Annotated in this window: 19 protein-coding genes; 12 read left to right on the top strand and 7 right to left on the bottom strand. The window is 44.0% G+C overall.

The features are described from left to right. Positions 1–62 precede the first annotated feature (62 nt). The gene (cobA, locus tag DI53_RS05660) at positions 63–812 is read left to right on the top strand and encodes a uroporphyrinogen-III C-methyltransferase (protein ID WP_052072100.1); all 750 of its coding nucleotides are present in this window, start codon (positions 63–65) and stop codon (positions 810–812) included. Between the two features lie 906 nt (positions 813–1718). Here the strand turns inward: cobA and DI53_RS05655 are convergent. The 3 genes from DI53_RS05655 to DI53_RS05645 all read right to left on the bottom strand — a co-directional run bounded on the left by DI53_RS05655 (position 1719) and on the right by DI53_RS05645 (position 6548). Further along, entirely contained in the window at positions 1719–2534 is an 816-nt protein-coding gene (locus tag DI53_RS05655) for a ZIP family metal transporter (RefSeq protein ID WP_037496489.1), read from the bottom strand. A gap of 119 nt (positions 2535–2653) precedes the next feature. Continuing rightward, entirely contained in the window at positions 2654–3439 is a 786-nt protein-coding gene (locus tag DI53_RS05650) for a response regulator transcription factor (RefSeq protein ID WP_037496486.1), read from the bottom strand. Further along, positions 3432–6548 carry a ligand-binding sensor domain-containing protein gene (locus tag DI53_RS05645; protein ID WP_037496483.1) on the bottom strand — a complete coding sequence of 1039 codons (3117 nt, stop codon included), beginning with the start codon at positions 6546–6548 and terminating at the stop codon, positions 3432–3434. The genes DI53_RS05650 and DI53_RS05645 overlap by 8 nt, the downstream gene beginning before the upstream one ends. Positions 6549–6636: 88 nt before the next feature. Between DI53_RS05645 and DI53_RS05640 the strand changes: the two genes are divergently transcribed. The 7 genes from DI53_RS05640 to DI53_RS05610 all read left to right on the top strand — a co-directional run bounded on the left by DI53_RS05640 (position 6637) and on the right by DI53_RS05610 (position 18140). Then, positions 6637–7755, top strand: a complete 1119-nt coding sequence (locus DI53_RS05640) for a family 43 glycosylhydrolase (RefSeq protein WP_206538003.1) — start codon at positions 6637–6639, stop codon at positions 7753–7755. 3 nt (positions 7756–7758) lie between these two features. Next, positions 7759–8868 carry a glycoside hydrolase family 43 protein gene (locus tag DI53_RS05635; RefSeq protein ID WP_052072097.1) on the top strand — a complete coding sequence of 370 codons (1110 nt, stop codon included), beginning with the start codon at positions 7759–7761 and terminating at the stop codon, positions 8866–8868. A 151-nt stretch (positions 8869–9019) separates the two neighbouring features. Then, positions 9020–12193: a SusC/RagA family TonB-linked outer membrane protein gene (locus tag DI53_RS05630; RefSeq protein ID WP_206538002.1), complete on the top strand. Its 3174-nt coding sequence runs from the start codon at positions 9020–9022 to the stop codon at positions 12191–12193. A 2-nt stretch (positions 12194–12195) separates the two neighbouring features. Next, the gene (locus DI53_RS05625; protein WP_037496476.1) at positions 12196–14007 is read left to right on the top strand and encodes a RagB/SusD family nutrient uptake outer membrane protein; all 1812 of its coding nucleotides are present in this window, start codon (positions 12196–12198) and stop codon (positions 14005–14007) included. A 4-nt stretch (positions 14008–14011) separates the two neighbouring features. Then, complete coding sequence (locus tag DI53_RS05620; RefSeq protein ID WP_037496473.1) at positions 14012–14686, top strand: DUF3823 domain-containing protein; 675 nt, start codon at positions 14012–14014, stop codon at positions 14684–14686. Next, a complete protein-coding gene (locus DI53_RS05615) occupies positions 14658–16265 on the top strand; it encodes a sulfatase (protein WP_052072095.1) in 1608 nt (535 codons plus the stop codon). The genes DI53_RS05620 and DI53_RS05615 overlap by 29 nt, the downstream gene beginning before the upstream one ends. Before the next feature lie 3 nt (positions 16266–16268). Next, complete coding sequence (locus tag DI53_RS05610) at positions 16269–18140, top strand: glycoside hydrolase family 2 protein (protein ID WP_241462378.1); 1872 nt, start codon at positions 16269–16271, stop codon at positions 18138–18140. 149 nt (positions 18141–18289) lie between these two features. On the opposite strand, the gene DI53_RS20450 is transcribed toward DI53_RS05610, so the two are convergent. After that, complete coding sequence (locus DI53_RS20450) at positions 18290–18460, bottom strand: hypothetical protein (protein WP_169741986.1); 171 nt, start codon at positions 18458–18460, stop codon at positions 18290–18292. Between DI53_RS20450 and DI53_RS05605 the strand changes: the two genes are divergently transcribed. Next, a complete protein-coding gene (locus tag DI53_RS05605) occupies positions 18459–19715 on the top strand; it encodes a chloride channel protein (RefSeq protein WP_193790634.1) in 1257 nt (418 codons plus the stop codon). The two genes, DI53_RS20450 and DI53_RS05605, sit on opposite strands and share 2 nt — an antisense overlap. Positions 19716–19994: 279 nt before the next feature. Here DI53_RS05605 and DI53_RS05600 read toward each other — a convergent pair whose 3' ends face one another. Beyond that, positions 19995–20714, bottom strand: a complete 720-nt coding sequence (locus DI53_RS05600) for a 3-ketoacyl-ACP reductase (protein ID WP_037496471.1) — start codon at positions 20712–20714, stop codon at positions 19995–19997. A 41-nt stretch (positions 20715–20755) separates the two neighbouring features. Continuing rightward, positions 20756–22150 carry an MFS transporter gene (locus tag DI53_RS05595; protein WP_037496467.1) on the bottom strand — a complete coding sequence of 465 codons (1395 nt, stop codon included), beginning with the start codon at positions 22148–22150 and terminating at the stop codon, positions 20756–20758. A gap of 123 nt (positions 22151–22273) precedes the next feature. Here DI53_RS05595 and DI53_RS05590 point away from each other — a divergent pair, with 123 nt between their 5' ends. The 3 genes from DI53_RS05590 to DI53_RS05580 all read left to right on the top strand — a co-directional run bounded on the left by DI53_RS05590 (position 22274) and on the right by DI53_RS05580 (position 24715). Further along, positions 22274–22762, top strand: coding sequence for an Lrp/AsnC family transcriptional regulator (locus DI53_RS05590; RefSeq protein ID WP_052072098.1), 489 nt, complete (start codon positions 22274–22276; stop codon positions 22760–22762). Between the two features lie 85 nt (positions 22763–22847). Then, positions 22848–23495: a FadR/GntR family transcriptional regulator gene (locus tag DI53_RS05585; protein WP_037496464.1), complete on the top strand. Its 648-nt coding sequence runs from the start codon at positions 22848–22850 to the stop codon at positions 23493–23495. 8 nt (positions 23496–23503) lie between these two features. Further along, a complete protein-coding gene (locus tag DI53_RS05580; protein WP_037496461.1) occupies positions 23504–24715 on the top strand; it encodes an MFS transporter in 1212 nt (403 codons plus the stop codon). A 23-nt stretch (positions 24716–24738) separates the two neighbouring features. On the opposite strand, the gene DI53_RS20530 is transcribed toward DI53_RS05580, so the two are convergent. Then, positions 24739–24996 (bottom strand): hypothetical protein (locus DI53_RS20530; RefSeq protein ID WP_206538001.1); only part of this gene is annotated, 258 nt, incomplete at its 5' end.

The raw sequence follows: 24996 nt of genomic DNA, 5'->3' as shown, positions 1-24996 counted from the left end.
CAATATATTTTGATAAATTTGAATGTGTTAAATGGTTAAATTGAAACTTTAATATGAATGGCATGGTAAATAAGCTTTATATCGTCGGATCTGGTCCTGGTGATCCGGAATTGCTAACAATTAAAGCCTTTAAGGCGATAAAAAATGCCCAAGTTATCTTGTTCGATAACTTAGTGAACGTAGATTTACTCGATTTGGCGCCGAAAAACTGTGTAAAATGCTATGTTGGTAAGAAACCTTATGGAAAATACGTTCCTCAAAAGAATATTAATGAGCTGATTGTTTCATTTTGTAACAAATTCCAACGCGTTATACGTTTGAAAGGTGGCGATCCGTATATCTTTGGTCGAGGCTTTGAAGAGTGGTTGACCGCACGCGCACACGGCATTGAAGTCGAATATATTCCGGGAATAAGCAGTATGCAGGGAGCCGGCATGAACGCCATCCCCTTGACGCATCGCGATGTGAGTGAGGGTGTTTGGGCGATGACCGGAATGAAGCGTGATGGGAGCTTTGCTACGGATCTTGCTTTAGCTGTTCGAAGCAAATCAACCGTTGTCATCTATATGGGTATGCAAAAACTGCATGAGATTGCGCGTACTTACGTTTTATATAATAAAGGAGATATGCCTGTCGCTGTGATTCAGCATGCATCGCTTCCGCAGCAAAAAATGGTGCGGGGCGTTGTTAAAGATTTGGCGAAGATATGTGAAGTGCAAAATGTATCACATCCTGCAATTATCGTCATCGGCGAAGTTGTCAATATGCAGTACGCACAACAGTTTGCGGCGGCTCAGCAGATTGTTATTTAGCCTCACTCAAAGCTATTTATTAATAAGCCGCAACAGGGTAACACCTTAATCTTATTTTTCAAAAATTGGTGAAAAATTCTAAAATTAAATGTATCTTTGCAAAGATTTATTCACGGTGTGTAGATAATTATTAACTGCCCAATCGCTACACCTGAGTAGGGGAAGCAGGCGGGAGTCATTTAGGGAACGAGCAACGGCTGTGAAATAAAAATCGCCTTCAAATTTTGCATTATGTTATACAAGGTATTTAGATCCATTTATACAGTTCCCGTTACGCTTAAACTATTTTGGTTAGTACTAGCGCTTTTGTTTGTCGTTTTTGTTCAGTTGTACCATTTGATATAATACATAATAATATGGAGCACTGTTGCTAATCATACATCCTGGTATTTGTTTGCTCAGACTCGTGAATTACTATCTAAATGGCTAAGCAGCTAAATGCCTTTAAAAACTGTATTACATACGCTTTTCGTTAAAAGGTGTTAAAAGCACGTTCGTAAAACACTAATCGGAATGGAGCTGCGTTCTTAAGATAACAATAGAGTAATTTTTTTCATAAATTAGGTTAGTTAGTAATTGGTTAGTAAAAAAAATCCTGAAGTTCCCAGCTTCAGGATTTTTTTATACTAGTGTTTCCGGGGATCCTGCTATCCATTAAAAGCTGTACCCGGGAAAGCATGTAGTGTGGGATGCTTTTAACATGTTATTGTTGGGAATCTTCGTAATAAACAGTTAAAGAAAGTGTTGCACTTATGGTGCAATAACTACATTTTTGCACCATAAGTGCAACAGTCGTTTTTGCATGTATAGTGTTATAATCGTTTTTCAATCCCGGCCAAAGCTGCACTAGTAGAGACGTTGAACTGCGGTCTATTCCCGTTGCCGATCTTTCCTTTTGATTTAAAGCTAGCCCAAAACTACATCTAAAGTCATCATAACGATGAATCCGCCGATAAAGCCGATAGTTGCTAAATCTGAATCTTTGTTTTGTTGCGCTTCTGGAATCACTTCTTCCACTACCACAAATATCATGGCACCAGCTGCAAAAGCTAATGCGTAAGGTAAGATAGGAGTGAAAAATCCGACCGCCAAAGCCCCTAAAACCGCTGCCATGGGCTCCACTACTGCAGAAAGCTGACCATAATAGAAGCTTTTACGGCGCGACATACCCATGCCGCGTAATGGCATCGAAACAGCGATCCCCTCTGGAAAGTTTTGTAGACCTATACCCAAAGCTAACGCAACCGCTCCGCCAATACTAGCATCTGGAATACCGGCTGCCACGGCGCCAAATAGCACACCCACGGCAAGCCCTTCGGGAATATTGTGTAGGGTAATCGCTAAAACTAATAAGGTGGTTTTTTGCCAGGGAGATTTCACACCTTCCACCTGCTTAAAGTTAACGTGGAAATGCGGCAAGAGCTTATCTAAAGCAAATAGAAAACCGGCCCCCATCAGGAACCCCAAAATGCTCGGCAAAACTTGAGCGAAGCCTTCGCCATCACTCATATCAATGGCAGGTATCAGTAAACTCCAGATACTGGCAGCTACCATAACGCCTCCCGTAAACCCCAACATGGCATCCAGGAAGTTGCGGTTCATGGTTTTGAAGAAAAACACAAAAGAAGCACCCAAAGCGGTAACTAACCATGTAAAAATAGATGCATATAGTGCGGCTAAAACCGGATTTATTTGTGAAAAGTACGCTATGATTACGTCCATAAAAGATTTGATCAATATAATAGCACAAAAGTAATAAGTTCGGGGACATCATCTCCCTTTTTCAACGTTTTCGTAACACCTTTTAATGTATAAAGTTGTGGACGTAAAGTTTAAAAGAGTTAAGCGTGGTGTTTGTGTTGCTCGCTCCACTCTTTGGGGCTAATGCCAAACTGCTTCTGGAAGTTTCGAATAAAGTGAGATGACGAACTAAAACCCACCATGCTGGAGATTTCATACACTTTATAATTGCCGTCATTCAAAAATTCGGCAGCTTTCCGCAGCCGAGTGACATTGATGAGCTCATTAGGTGATAGATCGGAAAGCGCTTTAATTTTTCGGTAAAGTGTCGGGCGGCTCATGTTCATCTTATCAGCAAGCAGGTCTACACAGAGGGTTTGTTCGGCCATATTGTCCAATATCAAGACGTTCAGTTTTTCCAGAAAAATACGATCAGATTTATTGAGTGCGTTGCTCTGCATTGGGCTGCTCGGCGAATGGTTATAGTGCGCACGAACATTTTGCCTGTTGCGTAGCAAACTGGCGATCTGTGCTTGAAGAAAAGTAGGCGAGAAGGGCTTTTCGATGTAAGCATCCGCTCCATACTCTAAACCTTCAATTTTCGATTGCAAGCTGTTCTTGGCCGTAAGCATGATAAAAGGAATATGACTGAAGTGAATATTTTCTTTCAAGCGCGTACAAAACTCGTAACCGTTTACCTTCGGCATCATGATGTCGCTCACGATCAGATCCACCGCATGCAGGTCTATACAGCTTAATGCCTGCTCGCCATCCTTCGCCTTTAGCACATGGTAGTGGTCACTTAAATCATCAGCAATAAAGTCAAGTATTTCTTGATGATCATCTGCTATCAAGATAGTGGGCTTGAGTACATTCGCATTAATCATAGGTTCCTTTTATTGGTATTTTCAATACGAATATATTTAAATTTTCCGAGTTCTCTAAATAAAAAAGTTTGCCTCCATGCAGCTCTGCAAATGAGTATGCCAGTGCTAGGCCGAGTCCTGACCCTTCGATTTGATAGTGTTCTGTAGATCGATGAAATGGTTTAAAAATGGTTTCTATTTCGGCGGTGGATAACAGCCTTCCATCATTTTTTACGGTAAAATAAAAATGCTTTCCCTCTTCAGTAATCGTCAGCTCCGCGATCACACGCTCATCCGCATACTTCACTGCATTTGTCAATAAATTATCCATAATTTTCACCATAATTTCAATATCGACCAGCGCCTCTATATTGACCTCACAGCGATAGGTCAAAACTAGGCTGTGCTGTGTGAATACCGGCTGAAATTCTTGCAATCGTTCGCTGATTAGTTGGTTTATACTGTGCCGTTCAAGCTGCAGGTTATGTGCGCTGCTCTCAATCTTTCGAAAATCCAAAAGTTGGTTGGTCAAATTGACCAGTTTTTCTGTATTCTGTTGCATCGTATGGAGCAACTTAGTCGTTTTGGTGTCTAGGCCTTCATTTAGCATAATTCTTTCTAATGGAGCCTTGATGAGTGTAAGGGGCGTCTTTACCTCATGCGCTATCCGTGCAAAGAAATCCATCTTCGTTTTGAAAAGGGCACGTTCCCGATGCGATTTAATAATTTCCAGCCGACGTCGATTTTTCTCCTTTATTTTCGTGTCGTAGGACCGAACGATAAGGTATATGATGCCTGCAGCGAGTATTGCATAGAGCAGCAAGGCAAATGTACTTGCCCAGATGGGAGGCGAAATATGTATGGAAAGACTTTTGAGGACAGAAACTTGCTGTCCGTTTGCGTCGACAGCTTTTACTTTGAAAACATAGTCACCCGGAGGGATTTTCGTAAAATGTGCGGTGCGTGTGTTACGAAGCAAGGTCCACGCGCGATCAAAACCTTCCAGCATATATACATACGATATAGAATGCGCTGAAACAAAATTGAAAGCGGCAAAGTCAATGCTGATTGTGGATTCATCGTGATCCAGATCAAGATGTTGAAGATAACTTACAGATCTGTCCACACGCGGGCGCGAATTGCCGACGCCGATTTCCTGTTGCAACGACTGGATCCGGGTGATAAATAACGGACTGTATTTTTCAGCAACATTGCCATGATGGATGGAGTCTGGATGAAATTGGATAAGACCCGATGAAGATCCAAAATAAAGCGCGCCTACCCGGTCTTTGAACGTCGAGTTGTAGTTGAATTGCAGATCTAACAACCCAGACTCTTTATCGTAGATATGGAGCCGAAAGTCGGGCAGATGCATACGGACCAGCCCACGTGTCGTAGATATCCACAGATTATGCTGTTGATCTTCTTGCAAAGCGAGTATAAGATTGCTTGGCAAACCATCAGCTGTCGTAAATCTTCTTAAAAAGCGTCCATCTTTCGTCCACAGGGCAAGACCATTTTCCGTGGCGATCCAGATCTGGTTGAAGCTATCTTGAAATATACGATTCACCCGATTACTGTTTAAACTTGTAGCATCGTCTTTGTTATGAAGAAAAACTTTTGTGCGCCCGTTCTTGTAGTCAATGTGGTACAGCCCATCCCTCCAGGTGGCTAGCCATATATTTTCAGCGTTATCTTCAAAGATCGACGTATAGAAAATATGGCTTGGGGCCTCTTTCACCGCAATAAATTGATCATTACCAGGCAAAAATTCGCAAAGGCCGCGTGCAGTGGCGAGCAGTATGCGCCCTTTTTTGGTCCGGTAGATCTGATAAATAAAGTTGTTGCTCAAGCCTGGACTATTCCGCGTGTTGAAGTGTTTAAGCAATTTCCCGGTACGCACATCAATGACGTCTAACCCGCTATCAAATGTTCCCACAAGTAAGCTATCCCCTGCAAGCGCTAACCCGTGTACATTGCTGTGCGAAAGGCCATTCTTGGGCGTAAAACTGCGGAACACACTCTTTTGCTGATCCCAAGAATAAAGCCCATTGTCTTCTGTTCCGATCCATATTTTTCCCATCCGATCCTGTGTGATCTCGCGCACAGCGTGTCCTTGTATAGAGCTGGAAGAAAGCCGTGGGAAGATTTTCTGAAAGCTATTATGTGCCGAGTGATGATAATTTAGGCCACCAAAAAAAGTGCCGATCCAAAGTCCATTTTGCTGATCTTTACATATGCTGTATACGGCATTATCGGACAAACTCCAAGGGTTGTCGCTCTGATGCTTCAGTAGCGTCCGCTTTTTTGTGTGTTTATTGTAAACAATAACGCCGCTTTCCGTAGCAATCCAAAATGAGGCTCGGTCTGTTTGCTGTATGTCCCGAACAAATAGCGGCGCTCCATCCAATGGAGGTACCTCGTGATAGATTTTCCCCTGTAGCGGATTAAATCTATACATGCCCTGCTTGGAGGTGGCAATCCAGCATTGCTGCTGATCATCGAAGTAAATTTTTTGTATCCATTGTGCTGCATCAGGTGTTTTTGGTAATTCAAACACGTTGTTGGTCTTTAAATTCCTGATCGATTGGCTACTGCCAATCCATACCTCACCGTGTCCATCTATAGCAAAGGCAGATACAACCTCCTCGCGGATATACGTATGCTGCTTTAATTGCCCATTGATAGGGTTAAAGGAAAATAGTTGGTTATTAGAGATAAACCAGATATGGCCAATTGCATCTTCTTCCAGTTGTAAAATTTCACCATTACTTTCAGCGGTAAAAACCGAAAAAGTTTCCAAGTAAGGGTTATAGATGAAAATTCCCTGATCGGTGCCAACCCAAATGTTATTGCTTTTATCCACCAAAAGGCTGTGTATAAAATTACTGCCGAGGCCGTTATTACTATCCGTATCACTGTAAAACTGTTTAAACGTATAGCCGTCAAAACGATTCAGTCCATCTTTGGTGCCAAACCAAAGGAAGCCGTTCTTATCTTGTACGCTGCATAAAATAGCATTGTTCGAAATCCCTTCATCAACGCCTAAGTGGTTAAAGTAGTAGCTCTGCGGCAATCCGACAGATATGGTGAGTAAAAGACAAATGGATAGGAAGAGTGCTTTAGGCATCAAGGTTAAGCGTTATTTTGAGACAAATTAGTGATTAATTGAAATAAATAAGCAATTCATTCCCAAAATCATTTTACAAATTTGAGAGATGAAAAGAATCCTATCTTTCGCTGCTAACATAAATCTAAGGAAACTGCACTGCCTGTACTGCCTTTGGCTGACGCTTTTTTTTACTTCAGCACAGTCTATATGTTTGGCAATGGGAAGCTCGGTCTTGCTATTTGGGGGCGACACTGTACGCCAGTATCAAAATCCAGTGTTTGAACCTATTTTGGCAGACCCAACCGTTGTCCGCGATGCAAGAACAGGTCTCTTTTATGCGTATGGCACGCAAGATGATTGGGGAGATGGACATGGCAGTCGCTTGATGCCTATCTTGCAATCAGCAGATTTGATACATTGGGAATATGTGGGCAATGTCTTTAACAAAAAGCCAGACTGGAAGAAGGGTGGGGGGCTGTGGGCACCTGATATTAATTTCGTAGACGGCCAATACTATCTTTACTACTCATTTTCTTTGTGGGGAGACCCAAATCCCGGGATAGGCTTAGCGATAGCTGCAAAACCGGAAGGGCCATTTATCGATCAGGGAAAGCTATTCAGCTCGGAAGATATAAATGTCCCCAATTCTATCGATCCTTCCCTTTATCAAGAAGATGATACGAATTATCTCATCTGGGGGAGTTTTGGGAATGGTCCAAATCAGGGCATCCATGTAATACCGCTAGATAAGGAGGGGAAGCGCCTAGCCAATAAAGCAAAGAAAGTAAAGCTTGCTGCAGGTGATTGGGAAGCGGCGATGCTGCATAAACGTAACGGATATTATTATTTCTTCGGTTCCAAAGGCAGCTGTTGCGAAGGAGCAAATAGTCAATACCGGGTTCTCGTCGCGCGCTCAAAAAAACCACTTGGACCTTACCTCGATCAGGCTGGCAAAGCCATCACGGAGCGGGGCAATGGAACACTATTGCTAAAAGGGAGCAACAGTTTTGCAGGACCGGGACACCACGCCAAAATAATAACCGACGATGAAGGCACCGATTGGTTGCTCTATCACGGTATACGAAAAGATAACCCTAAAGTGCGTACCGGGGCAACGCGGCGCGCCTTGATGTTAGATAATATTGTTTGGGAAAGCGGTTGGCCAAAAATAAAGGATGGCGTACCGAGTACGGAAGAAAGAACAGGGCCAATATTCAAGAATTAAATTATGGTATACAAATTTATTTTAACTTTTATTTGCGCATGCTGTTGCGGGACAATGGTTTACGGACAGCAGGTGAAAACAAACAACCCTTTGGATATCCCGCTGGGAGATCCCTACATTTTATTTGATAAGCCTTCGGATCAGTACTACCTGTATGGAACCGGAGGTACTGAAAATGGATTTGTGGTCTATAGCTCAAAAGATTTGTCTTCATGGACAAAACAAGGGGTCATCTACTCATCCAAGCAAGCCACTGCCTGGGGGACAAAAGATTTTTGGGCACCCGAAGTTTACGCTTACAATGGAAAGTATTACCTATTTTACAGTGCGCATTGGAAAGATAACCCAACGAATGAATTGGAGAACTATCGCATTGGCGTTGCCGTATCCGATAAACCAACCGGTCCATTTAACGATATGACGGGAAATCCGCTGTTTGATCCGGGGTACCCCATTATTGATGCCAATGTGTACTTTGCAGAAGATGGGAAGCGGTATCTCTATTATTCGCGCTGCTGCTACAAACATCCTGTTCAGTCCGAGATTGCCAAATGGGCAAAAGATAAAGGTATGTACAACGAAATTGAAGAAAGTTGGGTTTATGGTGTAGAGCTAGCTGCTGATTTTTCAGGCGTTATTGGAGAACCAAAACTCCTGCTCAGGCCACCCGTTAAGAAAGATGATCAGCAGGCCGAATGGGAAAGCCGTTCGGTAACCTCTGGCGAGGTGAACAGGCGCTGGACGGAAGGCTCTTATCTTTTTAAACACAATGATTTGTACTATATGATGTATTCTGCCAATCACTTCGCAGGCGAAAATTATGCTGTAGGTTATGCAACCGCAAAAGATCCTTTAGGCCCTTTTACGAAATCTGCCTTCAATCCTATTCTGCAAAAAAATACCGATAAGGGTGGCGTCGTGTCCGGAACTGGACATAATAGCGTCTTGATCACCAAAAACGGCGAACGTCTATGTGTATACCACGGGCGGACTACAAAAACTGGCGATCAACGCTTAGTGTTTATCGATCCCTTAACGATCACCAAAGACGGCCAATTGCAGGTAAAAGGTCCAACAGTACGTAGTGGGATAGGTGGAAAGAGTAGAAAGTAGTTATTTTCAGGATTGACAGGTAGGTTTTATGCTAACAGCATGATTTGTAATGAGACAATTTGTCAATAGATTGAGATGATTTGGATATTTTTTAAAAAGCGCAGGGCTTAACTTTGGGTTATACAATTATAAACATAGCTCAAAGTTACCTATGAAAGTCAAAGCGATTAAATCAATGGTTATCTGTTGCAAGCTGCTTTTTTTTGGAACAAACGTTATTGCGTCTTATGATAGCGTTACATCTTCGATTAATGATAGCGTTTATGTAGCATTTCAGGATCGGGTATTAGCGGGGCAGGTGAAAGATGCAAAAGGTAATCCGTTGCAAGGAGCTACCGTACAGCCCAAGTTAGATGCCTCTAGAGGTACTACTACAGATCAGAATGGACGATTCACTATCAATCTAACGTCTAGCGATACATCTATACTTATTAGATCTGTTGGTTATATCGCTCAGGAAATTCCGTTAAGAGAAGGGTTTATGGAGATAACATTGGAAGAAGAACGAGGCAGTCTAGACGAAGTAGTCGTAGTGGGCTATGGAACCCAAAAAAAGGAGTCTGTCACTGGGGCAATATCCACGGTAGGCTCGAAAGATCTTGCCCGATCCGTAGCGACGACGACTTCTGGCGCGTTGGTAGGGAAGATTGCCGGGGTGAATAGTCGTATGCCTGATGGAAGGCCCGGGGCATCAACCAATATCAATATCCGGAATATGGGAAATCCGCTTTACGTGATTGATGGAGTGCAAAAAGATGCCGGACAATTCAATAATCTTGATTTTAACGATATAGAATCGGTAAGCGTATTGAAGGACGCTTCAGCTGCAATCTATGGCGTTCGCGCCGCCAATGGAGTCGTTGTGGTAACGACTAAAAAAGGAAAACGCGGTGATCAAAATGATTTCACGATCAATAGCTATTACGGTTGGCAGAATATGTTTCGCTTCCCACGGCCTGCTAGTGCAACCACATACATAAAAAGCTATATACAATCTGATGCTATTCTTGGTGTGCAAGATCCGCAGTTTTCATTGACTGATCTCGCTAAATGGGAAGAAGGTACCGAAAAAGGATACCGCCCTTTCGATTGGTATGATTATATTCTTCAAACAAGTCCGCAGACCTATATTTCAGGCGCTGCCAGTGGAGGGTCTGAAAAAATCAATTATTATCTCAGCGCAGGTCATCTGGATCAAAAATCCATCATTCGAAATTATGGTGGTTTTAACAGAACAAATGTCCAAATGAATCTCGATGCAAATGTATCTAGCAAATTGAAGATAGGGGGAAATCTAAATGGGCGAATAGAGCAGAGAAGGCAGCCTGGGGTACCCGGTCAAGATGATACCTGGCAAGCCTTGTTTGGCATCTATAGAAACCTGCCAACAGCGCGCCCCTTCGCAAACGACAATCCGCTTTACCCGGCGAGGACAGCGGCTAATACCGAGACAAATTTTGGAATGTTGAATTACGATCTGTCTGGCGAGTATCAAGAAAAGTGGCGAGTGATGCAACTTAACTTTAATGCCGAATACGCGTTCTCGGAGAATTTGAAGTTACGCGGGCTGGTCGGCTATTATCTCGCAAACAAGTGGATGGACAATCAGGAATTTACGTATAAGCTATATGGTTATGACGAGGCCACAGACTCCTATCCCGTCGTCTTTAGTATGGACAACCCTTGGCGCGAACGCGATATTCGCATGGTCGAGGAGCTGAGCTACCAAACCACGCTGAACTATACGAAAAGTTTTGGGAAGAGTAACGTCAGTACACTCTTGGCAGCGGAAGCAATAACTCGGGACGAACCTGGATTTTGGATACACGACCGTCCTGCTTCAAACCGCCTGTCGCTCCTATATTTTCAAACCATAGATCAGTTTAACGACACCGGGATTAACACCCAAGCGCGGGCTGGATTTGCTGCTCGTGTGAATTATGATTTTGACAACAAATATCTATTGGAGCTCGCCGGACGTTACGATGGATCATGGAAATTTCCTCCCGGCAGTCGCTGGGGCTTTTTCCCTTCGGTATCGGCAGGATGGCGCATTGCACAGGAAGATTTCGTAAAAGATTCGTTTATTGGTAACGTCTTCCAAGACCTGAAACTACGTGCTTCCTACGGTGTGCTCGGAGACGATAATCTGGATGACTGGCAGTACTATGCGTTTGGCTTTTTACCGGGCTATACCTATAACCAAGGCGGAGCAACGATTAACGGCGACTACGTCGTGGGCGCCCAACCAAGGGGCCTACCCGTAACTACGCTCTCCTGGATTCGGGCAAATAGCTTCGATGTGGGACTGGATTTCACGCTCCTTGGTGGCAAGCTGACCGGAACAGTGGACTATTTCAATAGAAAGCGTACAGACCTCCCTGCGTCGCGCTACGATATATTGATTCCAGCAGAAGCCGGTTTTAGTTTGCCTTATGAAAATTTAAACTCAGATATGCATCGGGGTTTCGACGGTGGGATTACGTGGAGAAGTCAGGTTGGGAAAGTCAACTACTTCGTTGGAGGAAACTTCACCTATGCAAGACAACTAGATGGACAACAGTATAGGCCGCGGTTTGGAAACGTCTTGGACGAATATCGGAATACAATAACAAACAGGTATGCTTTTCTAAATTGGGGGCTTCACGCTGTTGGACAATTCCAGAATTGGGAAGAAATAAAAAATTATAACATAGACAACGATGGCCAAGGTAATACCACGTTACGACCCGGAGATATTAAATATGATGATGTCAATGGCGATGGTATAATCAATGCGTTAGACCAGCGGCCGATCGGTTACCGGCAAGGAGGACTACCTTATCTGAATTTTGCACTAAACCTAGGTGTGCAATATAAAGGCTTTGATGTTGCTATGGATCTCACAGGAGCCTCCTTTGCGTCTTATCGCGCCAACTATGAAGGAATGTTGCCCTTCCATGATGGGGGCAACAACGCGGCTTACTATATGGAGAATCAATGGATGTTGAGCGATATTACCGACCCGAATAGTGAGTTAATACCCGGGAAGTTCCCCACGCTCATACGTGGTAATCAAAATCATAGCAATTACTGGCACAGTGACTTCTGGTTGATGAACATAACCTATCTTAAATTACGCAATTTGCAGGTAGGATATAGTTTGCCAAACCAGTTGACAGAGCGATGGGGTATTAAGAATTTGCGACTCTATTCCATGATGCAAAACCTATTCAGCATAGACAATTTGGGAGATATGGAAATCGACCCAGAGCTTACCGCAGACTCGGGAATTCAGTACCCCACAAACAGAGTGATTAATGTAGGTTTAACCGTTACATTTTAGCCATGAATAAATTTTGCAAATACATATTCCTCATTACGGCAGTCGTTACAGCCGGTTGTTCAAAATTTTTGGAGCGCGAATCGCAGTCTATCTTACCGGAGGAGCAAGTTTATTCCGATGAAAAAATGGTATTAGCTGTCCTAGCTAATTATTACGGAAGGATGGATTGGGGCCAGCACTTGGGGGATCCGGGATCTTTCGCATTGCTGGATGAAGCCGCATTCTCTTCAGGAGGACCAAACAATATGCAAAACTATGGCGATGAACTATGGCGGGTTTACGACTACACCTTGATTCGAAACCTCAACGAATTTGTTAGAGGCGTGAAAGGCTCATCCCTGTCCGACAATATTAAAAATAATTACGAAGGCGAAGCTAGGTTTATTCGGGCATGGGTGTACTTCACGATGCTCAAAGGGCTTGGCGGAATACCGATTGTAGGCGATGAAGTATTTGAATATACGTCAGGGATGGATCCTGCAAGCTTGCAATTTCCCAGATCTACGGAGCAAGCTTCCTACGAATACATTATCGCAGAATGTGATGCGATAACAGATCTGCTTAGTGCCGATAGAAATATTAACTCTGCTCGCGCAAACAAGTGGGTCGCGCTCGCATTGAAAGCTAGAGCGGCCTTGTACGCAGCATCCATAGCAAAATATAATAGCAAAACGCCAGATGTCAAAACAGCAGGTGCAGAGGTTGGTATTCCAGCTTCCGAAGCTGCCCGCTTTTATCAAATAGCCTACGATGCTGCCTTGCAGATTGTTAATGAAAGTCCCTACTCACTCTATAATAAAAATGCCGATAAAGGACGAAACTTCTACGAGGCAGTGAGTTCTAAAACAAGTGACGAAGTGATATGGGCTAGAGATTATATTTACCCGGGACAAACGCATGGATTCACGAACAATGTGGTTGCTTCTTCAGTGCGGGGAGATATCGATGCAAATATCGTTACACCTATCTTGAATTTGGTTGAAGATTTTGAATACATCAATGACCGTAATGGTGCGTTGAAATTAACGGATTCTGAAGGTAATTTTATTTATTACAACAACCCTGCTGATGTCTTCGCCAACAAAGATCCACGATTATACGGAACCGTTATTTATTCCGGGGCGGATTTTGGAGGTACCGCCATCACCTATCAAGCCGGTATACGCTACCTGGAGGGTGGAGAATGGCGGACAAGAACAGGTGTGCCAGGCGAAGCCGCATCGCCTTACGGTATTGTGACGGGGCAAGATGGTCCGACCACATCTAATGATCAGTATGTAAATAAAACAGGTTTCAATATTCGGAAATTTGTCGATGAAAATAGGGACGCTTCTACCCGAGGGCGTGGCAGCGACATGTGGTTTGTCCGTTTCCGATACGCCGAGTTTCTGATGATTGCAGCAGAAGCCGCATTGGAACTTAATAAAGCACAGGACGAAATCTTAGGGTACATCAATCGCCTTCGCGAGCGTGCGGGAATTCAGCCGTTGACAGTGGTTACCCTGCAGGATATCATGCAAGAACGTCGTGTGGAATTTGCGTTCGAGAATCATCGGTTCTGGGATGTCAAGCGTTGGCGTGTAGCCCATGAGCTGTGGAATGGCCAAGATACGCCTACTGCCACGCATTACGCATTATTTCCGTACAAAGTCTATGCACCTGAGACGGAGTACCACAACAAGTGGGTGTTTGAAAAACGGAAGGCTAGTCATACGTTGTATCCGCGCTACTTCAGGTACCAAAATTATTATAATTTTATTGATCAAGGCTGGATCAATAGTAATCCTAAACTTGTTAGAAACCCTTACCAATAGCACTATGGAAAGATGGCTCTTATATTTACTGATAGTCGGTTTTACAGCCGCAATATTCACATCTTGCGGAAAAGATAATTACGATGCGCCGTCGGCTAAGCTAACGGGAAAAGTAACCTACAATGGGCAGCCTGTGGGTGTGCGCGGCTCCAACCAATCTGTACGTCTGCAGCTTTGGCAGGATGGTTTTGCATTACGTACGCCCATTGATGTATATGTTACGCAGGATGGCTCATTTTCTTCCATGCTTTTCGACGGAACATATAAATTGATTACGGTATCCGGAACAGGGCCGTGGTCACACTCATCAGATACCGTGGTTGTTCAGGTGAACGGAAATACCGAAATTGGATTTCCAGTACGGCCTTATTTTGCATTGTCTGGAATAAGTTACACCCTCGAAGGGACGGATCTTACAGCCACGTTGACGGTCGATCAAATCGATCAAACCCGAAGCATCGAAGACATTAGTTTGTTGGTTGGTGATACGAAATTTGTTGATCTTGGACACTTTACAAAACAGCAAAAAGCAACGCTTAAGGAAAATGGTACACTGACAATTCGTATGAACGTAGAGGAGCAGTTAGCAAATAATAGTGCGCTATTCGCTCGTGTAGCCGTAAAAATTAATGGAATCACCGAAGCAGTGTATGATAGTGAAACAAAAAAAATTAAATAGCGGAAATATAGCAGGTAAGGCCTTTTTGCTACTGGTAGCTTTTGGGGCAATGTTCGGCATTGTTTCAGAAACTTCTGCTGCGGTGTTCCATAGGAAACTGCTGAAAGCAGAAAAAATGAAGCAGGTATCAAACCCTCCGCCAAATGAAGTGAAGAAAAAACCTTACAATGTATTGTTCATATTAGTGGATGATTTGCGCCCCGCCTTGGGAGCCTACGGCGATCCAGTTGCACAATCGCCAGCGATAGATGCCTTTGCAGAAAACGCTTATGTATTTGAACGCGCCTATACCAATCAAGCCGTATGCGTGGCTTCCCGCTACAACTTATTGTTAGGCGCTAGATCAACCTCTACAGGACTTTACGACTTTGGACGCGCTTTCCGTGAATTTTATCCGCAGGCTACTACGATGCCCGAGCATTTTAAAAATAAGGGTTACTATACGGCGGCTATAGGGAAGGTATTTCACGTGGGGCACAACACCTACAACGATGAACAATCGTGGACCGTTCCACATGACCACGATTTGGTTGTAGAGTATGCCGATAAATCCAAAAAAGAAGAAACGCGCGAGGAGGCCTTATTTGGAAATGTGCCCTGGGGAGAAGCAAATAAGCTGGCTAAAGGTGCTGCTTGGGAATGCCTGGATGTTTCCGATGAAACCTATGCCGATGGCCGAGTAGCCAAGCGTACTGTGGCGCGTCTCGCGCAGCTTAAAGAACACAATCAACCTTTTTTCCTTGCGGTCGGTTTCGCCCGACCGCATTTGCCTTTCTCTGTGCCCAAAAAATATTGGGATCAGTATAATCCAGCGCAGCTGCCAATGCCTAATCAGCAATCGAACCCCAAAGGATCTCTACCGTATGCAAACAAGCGCGACGGCGAAATCGTGCAATATCAAGGTATTCCGACAGCTGTCGAAAGTGACCCCTTTCCGGATAGTTTGACGCGCAAGCTTATTCACGGATATTATGCCGGGGTAAGTTACGTGGACGCGCAGATTGGGAAGGTATTGGCACAACTGAAGGAAACAGGGCTGGATAAAAATACCATTGTCGTGCTCTGGGGCGATCATGGCTATTTGCTGGGCGAAATGGGTATGTGGACAAAACATGTAAACCATGAATTGGCCAACAGAATTCCACTTATCATTCACGTGCCCGGCCAAGCAACTCCCAAAAAAACAAAGAAACTGGTAGAAACGGTAGATATTTACCCTACGATGGCCGAATTGTGTGGCATACCGGTGGATGTTACGCAACAACCTATGGATGGCAAAAGTTTCGTTCCTTTTATGATGAACAACAAAGCAAAAACCAGAGACTATGTGTATCACTGCTTTCCGCGAGACGGAAAGTTGGGGCGTGCGATTCGTGACGAACGTTATCGTCTTATTGCTTGGCAGCCTTTTCAAAAAGGTGCTCCGGTGGCGTATGAGTTGTACGACTATGAGGAAGGTCTTGTAGAAACAAAAAATATCTGGAAGCCGGGCCACCCCGCCTTTCTGAAGCTCAAAGCCGCTTTGGATCGCGAACCCCCGCCCGTCCCATTCCGCCCTGAAAGTAAAGCATTAAAATAATATATGAAGAGCACACAAAATATGATGATTAAAAAAACAATGGCGATGGCCTGTGTATTGGCCACCTCTCTTTCCGTAAGCTTCGCGCAGCAATGGAAGCCTGCTGGCGACAAAATTTTGACTTCTTGGGGCGAAAAGCTGGATGCCAAAAAGCCACATCCAGAATACCCTCGGCCGCAGCTAAAGCGTAGCGGAAATTGGCAGAATTTGAACGGGCTGTGGAAGTACAAGATCACAACCAAAGACGAAAAAAATATCCCAACATCTTGGGATGGCGATATCTTGGTGCCTTTTGCGGTGGAGTCTGCTTTATCGGGAGTAGGGAAGAGTGTGAATAAAGATCAGGCCTTATGGTACCACAATGAGATTAACCTGGATAAAAAGGTACAAAAAGGAAAGGTTCTCTTACATTTCGGAGCGGTAGACTGGCAATGTGATGTATATGTCAATGGGAAGCATGTTGGTCAACACGAAGGTGGCTTCGATCCATTCTCCATGGATGTTACAGCGGCTTTGAAAAAAGGTGCTAAACAACAGGTTAGCATCCGCGTTTGGGATCCTACCAGTGACGGCCCTCAGCCGCGCGGAAAGCAAATCAATAATCCGCATGGTATTTGGTATACGCCGGTAACGGGAATTTGGCAAACCGTATGGGTGGAGGCGGTACCGCAAACTTATATCGTCAATACCAAACAAACGCCGGATGTGGATGCATCATCGTTGACCGTTTCTGCACAATTGGAAGGTGCACAGGCAGGCGATATGCTGCTTGTGGAAGCGCATGATCAAGGGAAGAAAGTTGCCGAAACTTCCGTTGCAGCGGGAACTGAAGCGCAACTCAAGATCACCAGCCCACAGCTTTGGAGTCCTGATAGCCCAAAATTGTATGATCTGAAAGTCAAAGTGCTGCGCAAAGGAAAAGTTGTCGATGAGGCAGATAGCTACTTTGCGATGCGCAAAATAACCGTCAAGAAAGATGCGAAAGGCATCCAACGGATGTTTTTAAATGATAAGTTTCTATTTCATTATGGGCCATTGGATCAAGGATGGTGGCCAGATGGTTTGCATACCGCCCCTTCTGATGAAGCCTTGAAATTTGACGTCGTCAAAACCAAAGAGATGGGCTTCAACATGATCCGGAAACACATCAAAGTTGAGCCTGCACGTTGGTACAGGCATTGCGATAGCTTGGGCATCATGGTATGGCAGGATATGCCGAGCGGTGATCTTGGTGGCAACGTTTGGGATATGCAACCCGGAAAAATATCAAATGGTCAACATGATAAAGACCGCACTGCCGCATCAGAAGCGATATACAGGAAAGAATGGAAAAGCATTATGGATGTGCTACACAACTTTCCGAGTATTGTCGTATGGGTGCCGTTCAACGAAGCATGGGGACAATTTAAAACCAAGGAAATTACGGAGTGGACGATGCAGTATGATCCCTCACGATTGGTAAACAGCGCAAGCGGTGGAAATTTCTCATTCACGGGCCCTATAGTCGATATACACAATTATCCCGACGCCGCCATGCCTGATCCCAATATTTTCGGCGATAAATTTGTATTGGTTTTAGGCGAATTTGGCGGACTAGGATTGCCCGTTGAAGGACATACCTGGCAGCAGAAGGATAACTGGGGGTATCAATCGTTCAAAAATAAAGAAGAACTTCAGCGTCGCTACGAAGAGGTTATTCATAACCTCTCCAGCTTGATTCCCTTCGGGTTGTCCGCAGGCGTGTACACGCAGACAACCGATGTAGAAGTGGAAACCAATGGGTTGATGACCTACGATCGTAAAGTAATCAAGATCCCGGAAGCTACCCTGAAAGAAATACACCGTAAATTGTATAATGTTGATGTAACCAAGTAGTTTTAGCAGATTAGGGGTTGTCTGAATAGCAAGAGATTGCGCGGCAGAGGAGTGACGGCAAGCAATGCTACGTTGCAAAATGTAGTTTGACGTTTTTGTGCCTATGTTCGATCCGTTTTTTAGACAGCCCCTTTTATGTTGCCTTGTACCTATTCCAAAATGAATGTTGATGTATTTTTTGGAATGCTACGTTGTGCTTGACTAGCGTCAAGATTTGTTCGCCATGTAGCGCCAATGTAAAATGCTTGTGTCAAAGGAATGCCTGTTTCGCTATTGGCCGCTATTGTTCCTACATTTGCGTCGCAAATTCCATTAATCATGCGACAAAAAGTTCTTTTCTATAGTTATTTAAAGCTGGTTATCGCAGCGGCTGCAGTGGCGGCACTTTGTTGCGTGCTTGCCTTTTCTTTAAAACACCTCACCGAATACGTACAACATGTTATTTTTCATCAAGCGCAGCACACAAGCGCTTATTTCTTTGTTGTTCTTCCTTCTATCGGGATCACTGCGATCTACTTTTTACGCAAGTATGCGTTTCATAATAGAAAAAACAAAGGTATAAAAGAGATTTACACAACATTGGAAACGCGTAAAGACCATTTGCCATTTTTTAAAGTCACATCGCATTATATCAATGGTTTTTTAACGGTCGTATTCGGTGGGTCAACAGGTATCGAAGTTTCTACGGTCGTTTCTACTGCAACGATAGGAAACCAAGTGTATAAGCGCCGTTTTATGCCTTTGGCATTTAAAAGAGAGTTGGTTTGTGCCGGTGTCGCCGCAGGCGTTACGGTATTGTTTGGTAGTGCGCTCGGAGGCTGGTTGTTTGCCGTAGAAGTTATTGCAAAGAAATTCCAAAAAACAGTATTGCTCAGTTGCACAGTCTCTGCACTAGTGGCTTTTCTCTTCATACAGAATTTCGAACCTGGTTTTTTAATCAGCATGCCCGCCATGGAATGGCACTGGCAAGCGCTTCCTTTCATGTTTGTTCTCGGGATGCTCTCCGGGCTGTTGGCCAGCTACTTTACCCAAATTGTGATTTATTGCAAAAAGTTGTTCAATCACATCGAAAGTAATTTTTTGCGCGTAAATTTGGGCGCATTGACCGTAGGGGTATTGATTTTGGCTTTCCCCGGCTTATACGGAGACAGTTACCATGGCTTAGCGAATATCCTATCAGCCTATAGTGGAGCTGATGCGGTGAAAGCGGTGCCCTATACGCTCGCGCTGCTGGTGCTTATCAAGCCGCTAGCCGCGTCGCTGACGCTAGGAGCAGGCGGAGATGGAGGCGTCTTCGCACCAAGCATTGTGGCAGGGGCGTTTCTCGGAATTCTTTTTGCCTATATCAGTAATACTTATTTTGACACCTCTTTTTTGATCATCAATTTCGCATTGATAGGTGCGGCAGCGACCTTAGCAGCAGCCATTCATGGGCCTTTTACAGCCGTCTTTTTGTTGTGCAGTGCTGCGCCTAATGGTTATCAATTGATGTTTCCACTAGCTGTAGGCGCTTTTTCAGCCTATATTTTAGCCAAGAAAATTTGCACCTACAATGTATATTCTTATCAGGGATAAAATTGGCGAATTAGAAGTTTAAAGGAGCTGTCGCAAAACGATATATGGACAACGAAAAAGCATCATCGCGAGGAAGTATGACGAGGCAATCTCAATTTTTACAGCTCAAAAGTAGTTCTATTAATGCGCTAAGTCTGCATTAATCTTGGTAAAAACAGTTTCTCGATAGCGAAAGGATGTTTTCAACTCTTGCTTTAAAACAAGTTTTATATACGCTGTAAACATGAGCAGCCCATACGTAACAATCCCATATTGGCTGCTCGCAATATTCCTTAGAAACTAAGGATTTGTCGAAAAGATAGACGCATTTGCAATCAGCGCACGCTTGTTGAACTTTAGAATGTCAACGATAAGCTCCGCAAAATCTTCCGGTTGTAAAACCTTATCCGGATTGCCATCCGTAATCTTCAGATCAGTCATCGCCATGTCCGTTGCAATCGTACTTGGAGTAAGCGTCGTCACGCGGATATTCTCCTTCCGCATTTCATACATTAACGATTCCGAAAACCCAATGACGGCGGATTTCGAAGCGCTGTATGCCGATGAATTTGCGCTGCCCTTCAATCCAGCAGTAGAGGCTATATTGATGATATCACCGCTGCCCTGCGCCTTCATCAATGGGATAATCGCCTTCGCGACGTAATAAACGCCCAATACATTCACCTGGATAATTTCTTCCCACGTGCTGCTCGGCATTTCTTCCACTGTTCCGAACGATGCAATACCCGCATTATTAATTAAGATATCCACCTGTGGAAAAATGCTGCTTATTTTTTTGATCCCAGCTTCTACTTCGGCTTGATTGCCCACGTTCAAAACTGCATAAGTAGCTCTGACGCCGAGCGCGGTCAACTCCGCAACCGTATCTTCAAGCTGCTTTTCGTTTCGGCCACTAATCGCTACATGCACGCCTTCTTTAGCCAGTGCGATGGCGGTTGCCTTACCTAGTCCGCGTCCGCCCCCCGTAATAAAGGCAGTTTTATTGTTTAGATTTGTCATAAGATTTCGTTTTGACACAAAAATAGAGATATCGCTGCGGATTAAGCCTCTACGGTTTTTAAACTTTTTGTCAATTTGCGCTTTTCAGCCAAGGTGAGGTAACCCAAAAGTGATAGCCCGAAAAGTGAATAACCTATAAGTACCATAACGCTAGTAGGACCTACAGCGAGCCCCGCCACAGTCGGTGTACCCAAAAAAGACACTAGCGATAAGCCGATACCGGCGCCGAGAAAGTATGATGTGCTTGTTAAACTGGCGGCGATGCCATAATGCTCCTGCGGAACGTTTTTCACGCCCAGTACGGATAAACTTGTAAAACAGATCGTCATCCCAATGCCGGAAATACATGCGGCCCCGCTCAATACCAAAAACAAAGGATGTTCGAAGTAGATAGATAGCAGAAGGAATGCTAAGCCGCAGAACATACACAGCATGCCTAGTATTCCTAATTTAGGCGGACTTAATAACCGACTTAAGGTAGGGATGACAAATTTCGCGATAAGGGCTGATAAAATACTGAAAGGAACCAACATCAAGCCTGCAGAGGCGGCGCTATAGCCCATGTCATTTTGCAACATGAGCGATATCAGGAAAAGAAAGCCGATAAAGATTGCTCCTAACATAAAGAAAGCAAGGTTCGAGATGACTAGCGAACGGTTTTGAAAGAGCTCAGGTGTGATAAGTGGGTCCCTGAGCGTAAGCAATCTTTTAATAAGTAAACTAATCAGCAGGAAAGTAGCAATAAAACAGCCACTGATCAGGTAAGGCCGCTCATTAAAATTCGCCATATCATGAATACCAAAGGTGAGAAACAGGAGTCCTAAAATCAATAGTATAGCGGACGGAATGTCGTTAGCACGTTTTTGCGGAACACCCGTAGCTTTAGGAAAATAGCGTACAGCAAAAAGTAATGTAATGGCTAGAATAGGAACGTTGATCAAAAACACCCAATGCCAACTCCAATATGTACTGATCAAACCACCGACGGAAAGACCACTACCAGATCCTATAGCTGCGAAAGAGCTAAAAATCCCAATCGCTCGGGTTCGTTCTTGCGGTTCTGTAAATGTTTGCGTTACGATAGATAAGGATGCGGGCATCAGCAAAGCTGCGCCTAGCCCTTGTAGTGTCCGGGATATAGCTAGAACAGTGAAGTCTGGAGCTATACCAGCTCCTAACGAAGAAAGTAAGAACAGCGCTCCCCCGACAATAAACATGGTTTTCTTGCCTACCTGATCTGAAAGTTTGCCTCCGATGATCAAAAATCCGCCAAAAAATAATACGTAAAGCGTTTGAAGCCACTGTACAGTATCATAGCTAATATGAAATTGCTCCTGGATGGCGGGAATGGTGAGATTGATTATCGCTATGTCCAAGGCCTCAACAAAGGTGCCCACCGAAGCCAATAATAGGATAATCTGCTTTTTATTGTTCATACAACTATTTTGCTGCAAATCTAATCCAACAAGACGTATGTTTTGTTTTCTAATTTTATTTTGGAACAAATGACTTATTTTTGTGCCGATGTAGTTGCTTTGTTCTATTAATGAATGAAATCTATGAATAAAAAAGAACAGATTAAAAATGTGGCTTTCGCTCCAGATGCAAAAGATTTAGAAATATTGCGTTTGTTGCAGTGTGATGCGAAATTAAGCGTTCGCGAAATTGCGCTGAAGATACATCTAAGTCCTACGCCTACGCATGAGCGGATCAAACGATTGGAACAGCAAGGAATAATAAAAGAATACATTGCTGTGCTTGATAAGAAGTCGATAGATCGTGGGCTTGTGGTTTTGTGCATGGTGGCTTTAAGCGTCCACAACAAAAAAACTGCGGCAAAATTTATTGAAGCGGTGAAAATGCTCCCAGAGGTTGTTGAGTTCTATAATATCAGTGGCGATTTTGATTTTATGCTTAAGATTGTATCGTCCAGCATGGATAGCTTTCACGAGTTTTTTGTAGATCGTTTATCCGAGATCGAAGGAATTGGGCAGACCAAAAGCATTTTTGTGATGAATACCATAAAAGAATCTCACCAACTGTTATAATTTTCCTCTTCAATTTATTACGGATGCTTTTATACAAAAAAAGCATATCTTTGCCAATCATCATATCATCAGATGAATTTGAAGCATGATAAAAAGAACATCATTGGCGGAAGAGGTTTCCGAACAAATTAAGACAAAGATCAAGTCGGGCGAGTACGCGCTAAGCAGCAGGTTACCCACAGAGCCAGAGCTGATGCAAAGCTTCGGCGTAGGCCGTTCCAGCGTGCGCGAGGCTATTCGTATGCTATCAAACCTAGGTTACCTGGATGTGCAACAGGGTGTGGGCACTTTCGTGACAGACAGTGATGGCAATGAATCACTAGGCGAAGCCTTTCAAAAAGCGCCTTTAGCCGATCTCATGGAAGTGCGGCAATTACTGGAAATCAGGATAGCCGAAAAAGCAGCTGAGCACCGAACAGCAAAAGACCTCAAGCGCATAGCAGAAGCCCTGCGAAAAAGAAAAGAAGAGGCTGATGCAGGAGCCTTGGTAGCTTGTATCGAGGCGGATATTGCATTTCACCAAGCCATAGCCAATGCCTGTGGCAACCCGATATTGACCGAGCTCTACAGTACATCATCCAAGCATGTATCCATTGCTTTTAAGCAAATTTATGCGAATACGGCAGTATTCATTAGCACCCAAGTATCGCATGAACAGCTTTTTCTAGCGATAGAAAAGCGAGATGCGGTTCAGGCACGAGCCCTACTTAACGAAATTATTGAAGCAGTTTAATAAAGACAATGAAAACAACGATAACCACAAGCACCTCGCCTATCGTAAAAGGCACAGTATATAGTATTTTATTCGCTATCAGCTTTGGCCATTTACTTAATGACCTGATGCAATCGGTAATCCCTGCCGTGTACCCAATGCTGAAGCAGCAATTTAATCTTACGTTTACGCAAATCGGACTCATCACCTTAGTTTTTCAGCTTTCTGCTTCCATATTACAGCCCTTTGTTGGCAATTATACCGACCGAAAACCAAACCCGCGGTCATTAGCAATCGGCATGGGCTTTACGCTGATTGGCCTCTTGCTGTTGTCCATAGCGGATCACTTCGCCTATATATTGTCATCTGTTGCTCTTATCGGAATAGGGTCTTCCGTCTTTCATCCCGAAGCTTCACGCGTAGCACAGCTTGCCTCTGGCGGTAAGAAGGGACTTGCACAGTCGATTTTTCAGGTAGGAGGGAATGCAGGAAGTGCTATTGGTCCCTTATTAGCTGCATTGATTATTATTCCGCATGGGCAAGGTTATATACGTTGGTTTGCAGCCTTCGCGATAGTAGGCATTATTCTGCTCACCTTTGTTGGAAGTTGGTACAAAGAAAATTTAGCAGAGCGGAAACGGCGTCCGGTGCAAACTACGCAAGCTGTTTACGCCCCCGGATTAACCAAAGGTAGAGTGTTAACTTCGATTAGTATTTTACTGGTGTTGATTTTTTCGAAATACTTCTATATGGCGTCTATGAGTAGCTATTTTACGTTTTATTTGATGGATAAATTTAAAATTGGTATTCAGGAGTCCCAGTTTTATTTATTTGGATTTCTTGCAGCAGTGGCCGTGGGTACCATACTAGGAGGACCATTAGGTGATAAGTATGGACGTAAAGTGATAATTTGGGTTTCTATCCTAGGCGCTGCGCCTTTCACCTTACTATTGCCACATGTAGGCCTTGCGCTAACAGTAGCTTTAGCCATGGTTATCGGAGTCATTATTTCCTCTGCTTTTTCTGCGATATTGGTGTATGCTACAGATTTGGTCCCTGGTAAAGTGGGTACTATTGCCGGCTTGTTTTTTGGATTTGCATTCGGCATGGGTGGCGTTGGGTCGGCTTTGCTTGGTTATCTTGCCGATCATACCAGTATCAATTATGTTTTTCAAATTTGCGCCTATCTGCCGTTGATCGGTGTTGTCACCGGGTTTCTTCCTAATGTGAAAAGTAAATAAGAGGATATAATTTAGCAAGGCCTCTAATAAGTGGGTAAACATGCCGAACCAGACCAGAGATTCCCGCGAGCACGCACAGTGCGATAAAAATATCCCGCAGATCCACAGGTGCTTGCGTGGTTCGGGGAAGAAATAAGCGGGGATTGTTTGCAGGATATATGCCAAAGTTCTATCTTTGCACCACTCCGCAAGGGAGGGACGATTGAAAAGCGATAAATAGAAGTGGGAAAAGGGCTCGTAGAGAGCGCGTTTCCACGGTAACGAAAGCTCGGAAGGGCGGC

Source organism: Sphingobacterium deserti (assembly GCF_000757725.1).
Taxonomy (GTDB): domain Bacteria; phylum Bacteroidota; class Bacteroidia; order Sphingobacteriales; family Sphingobacteriaceae; genus Sphingobacterium; species Sphingobacterium deserti.
Note: the sequence above shows the minus strand (reverse complement) of the source record. Positions and strands in the feature narration are given on the sequence as shown.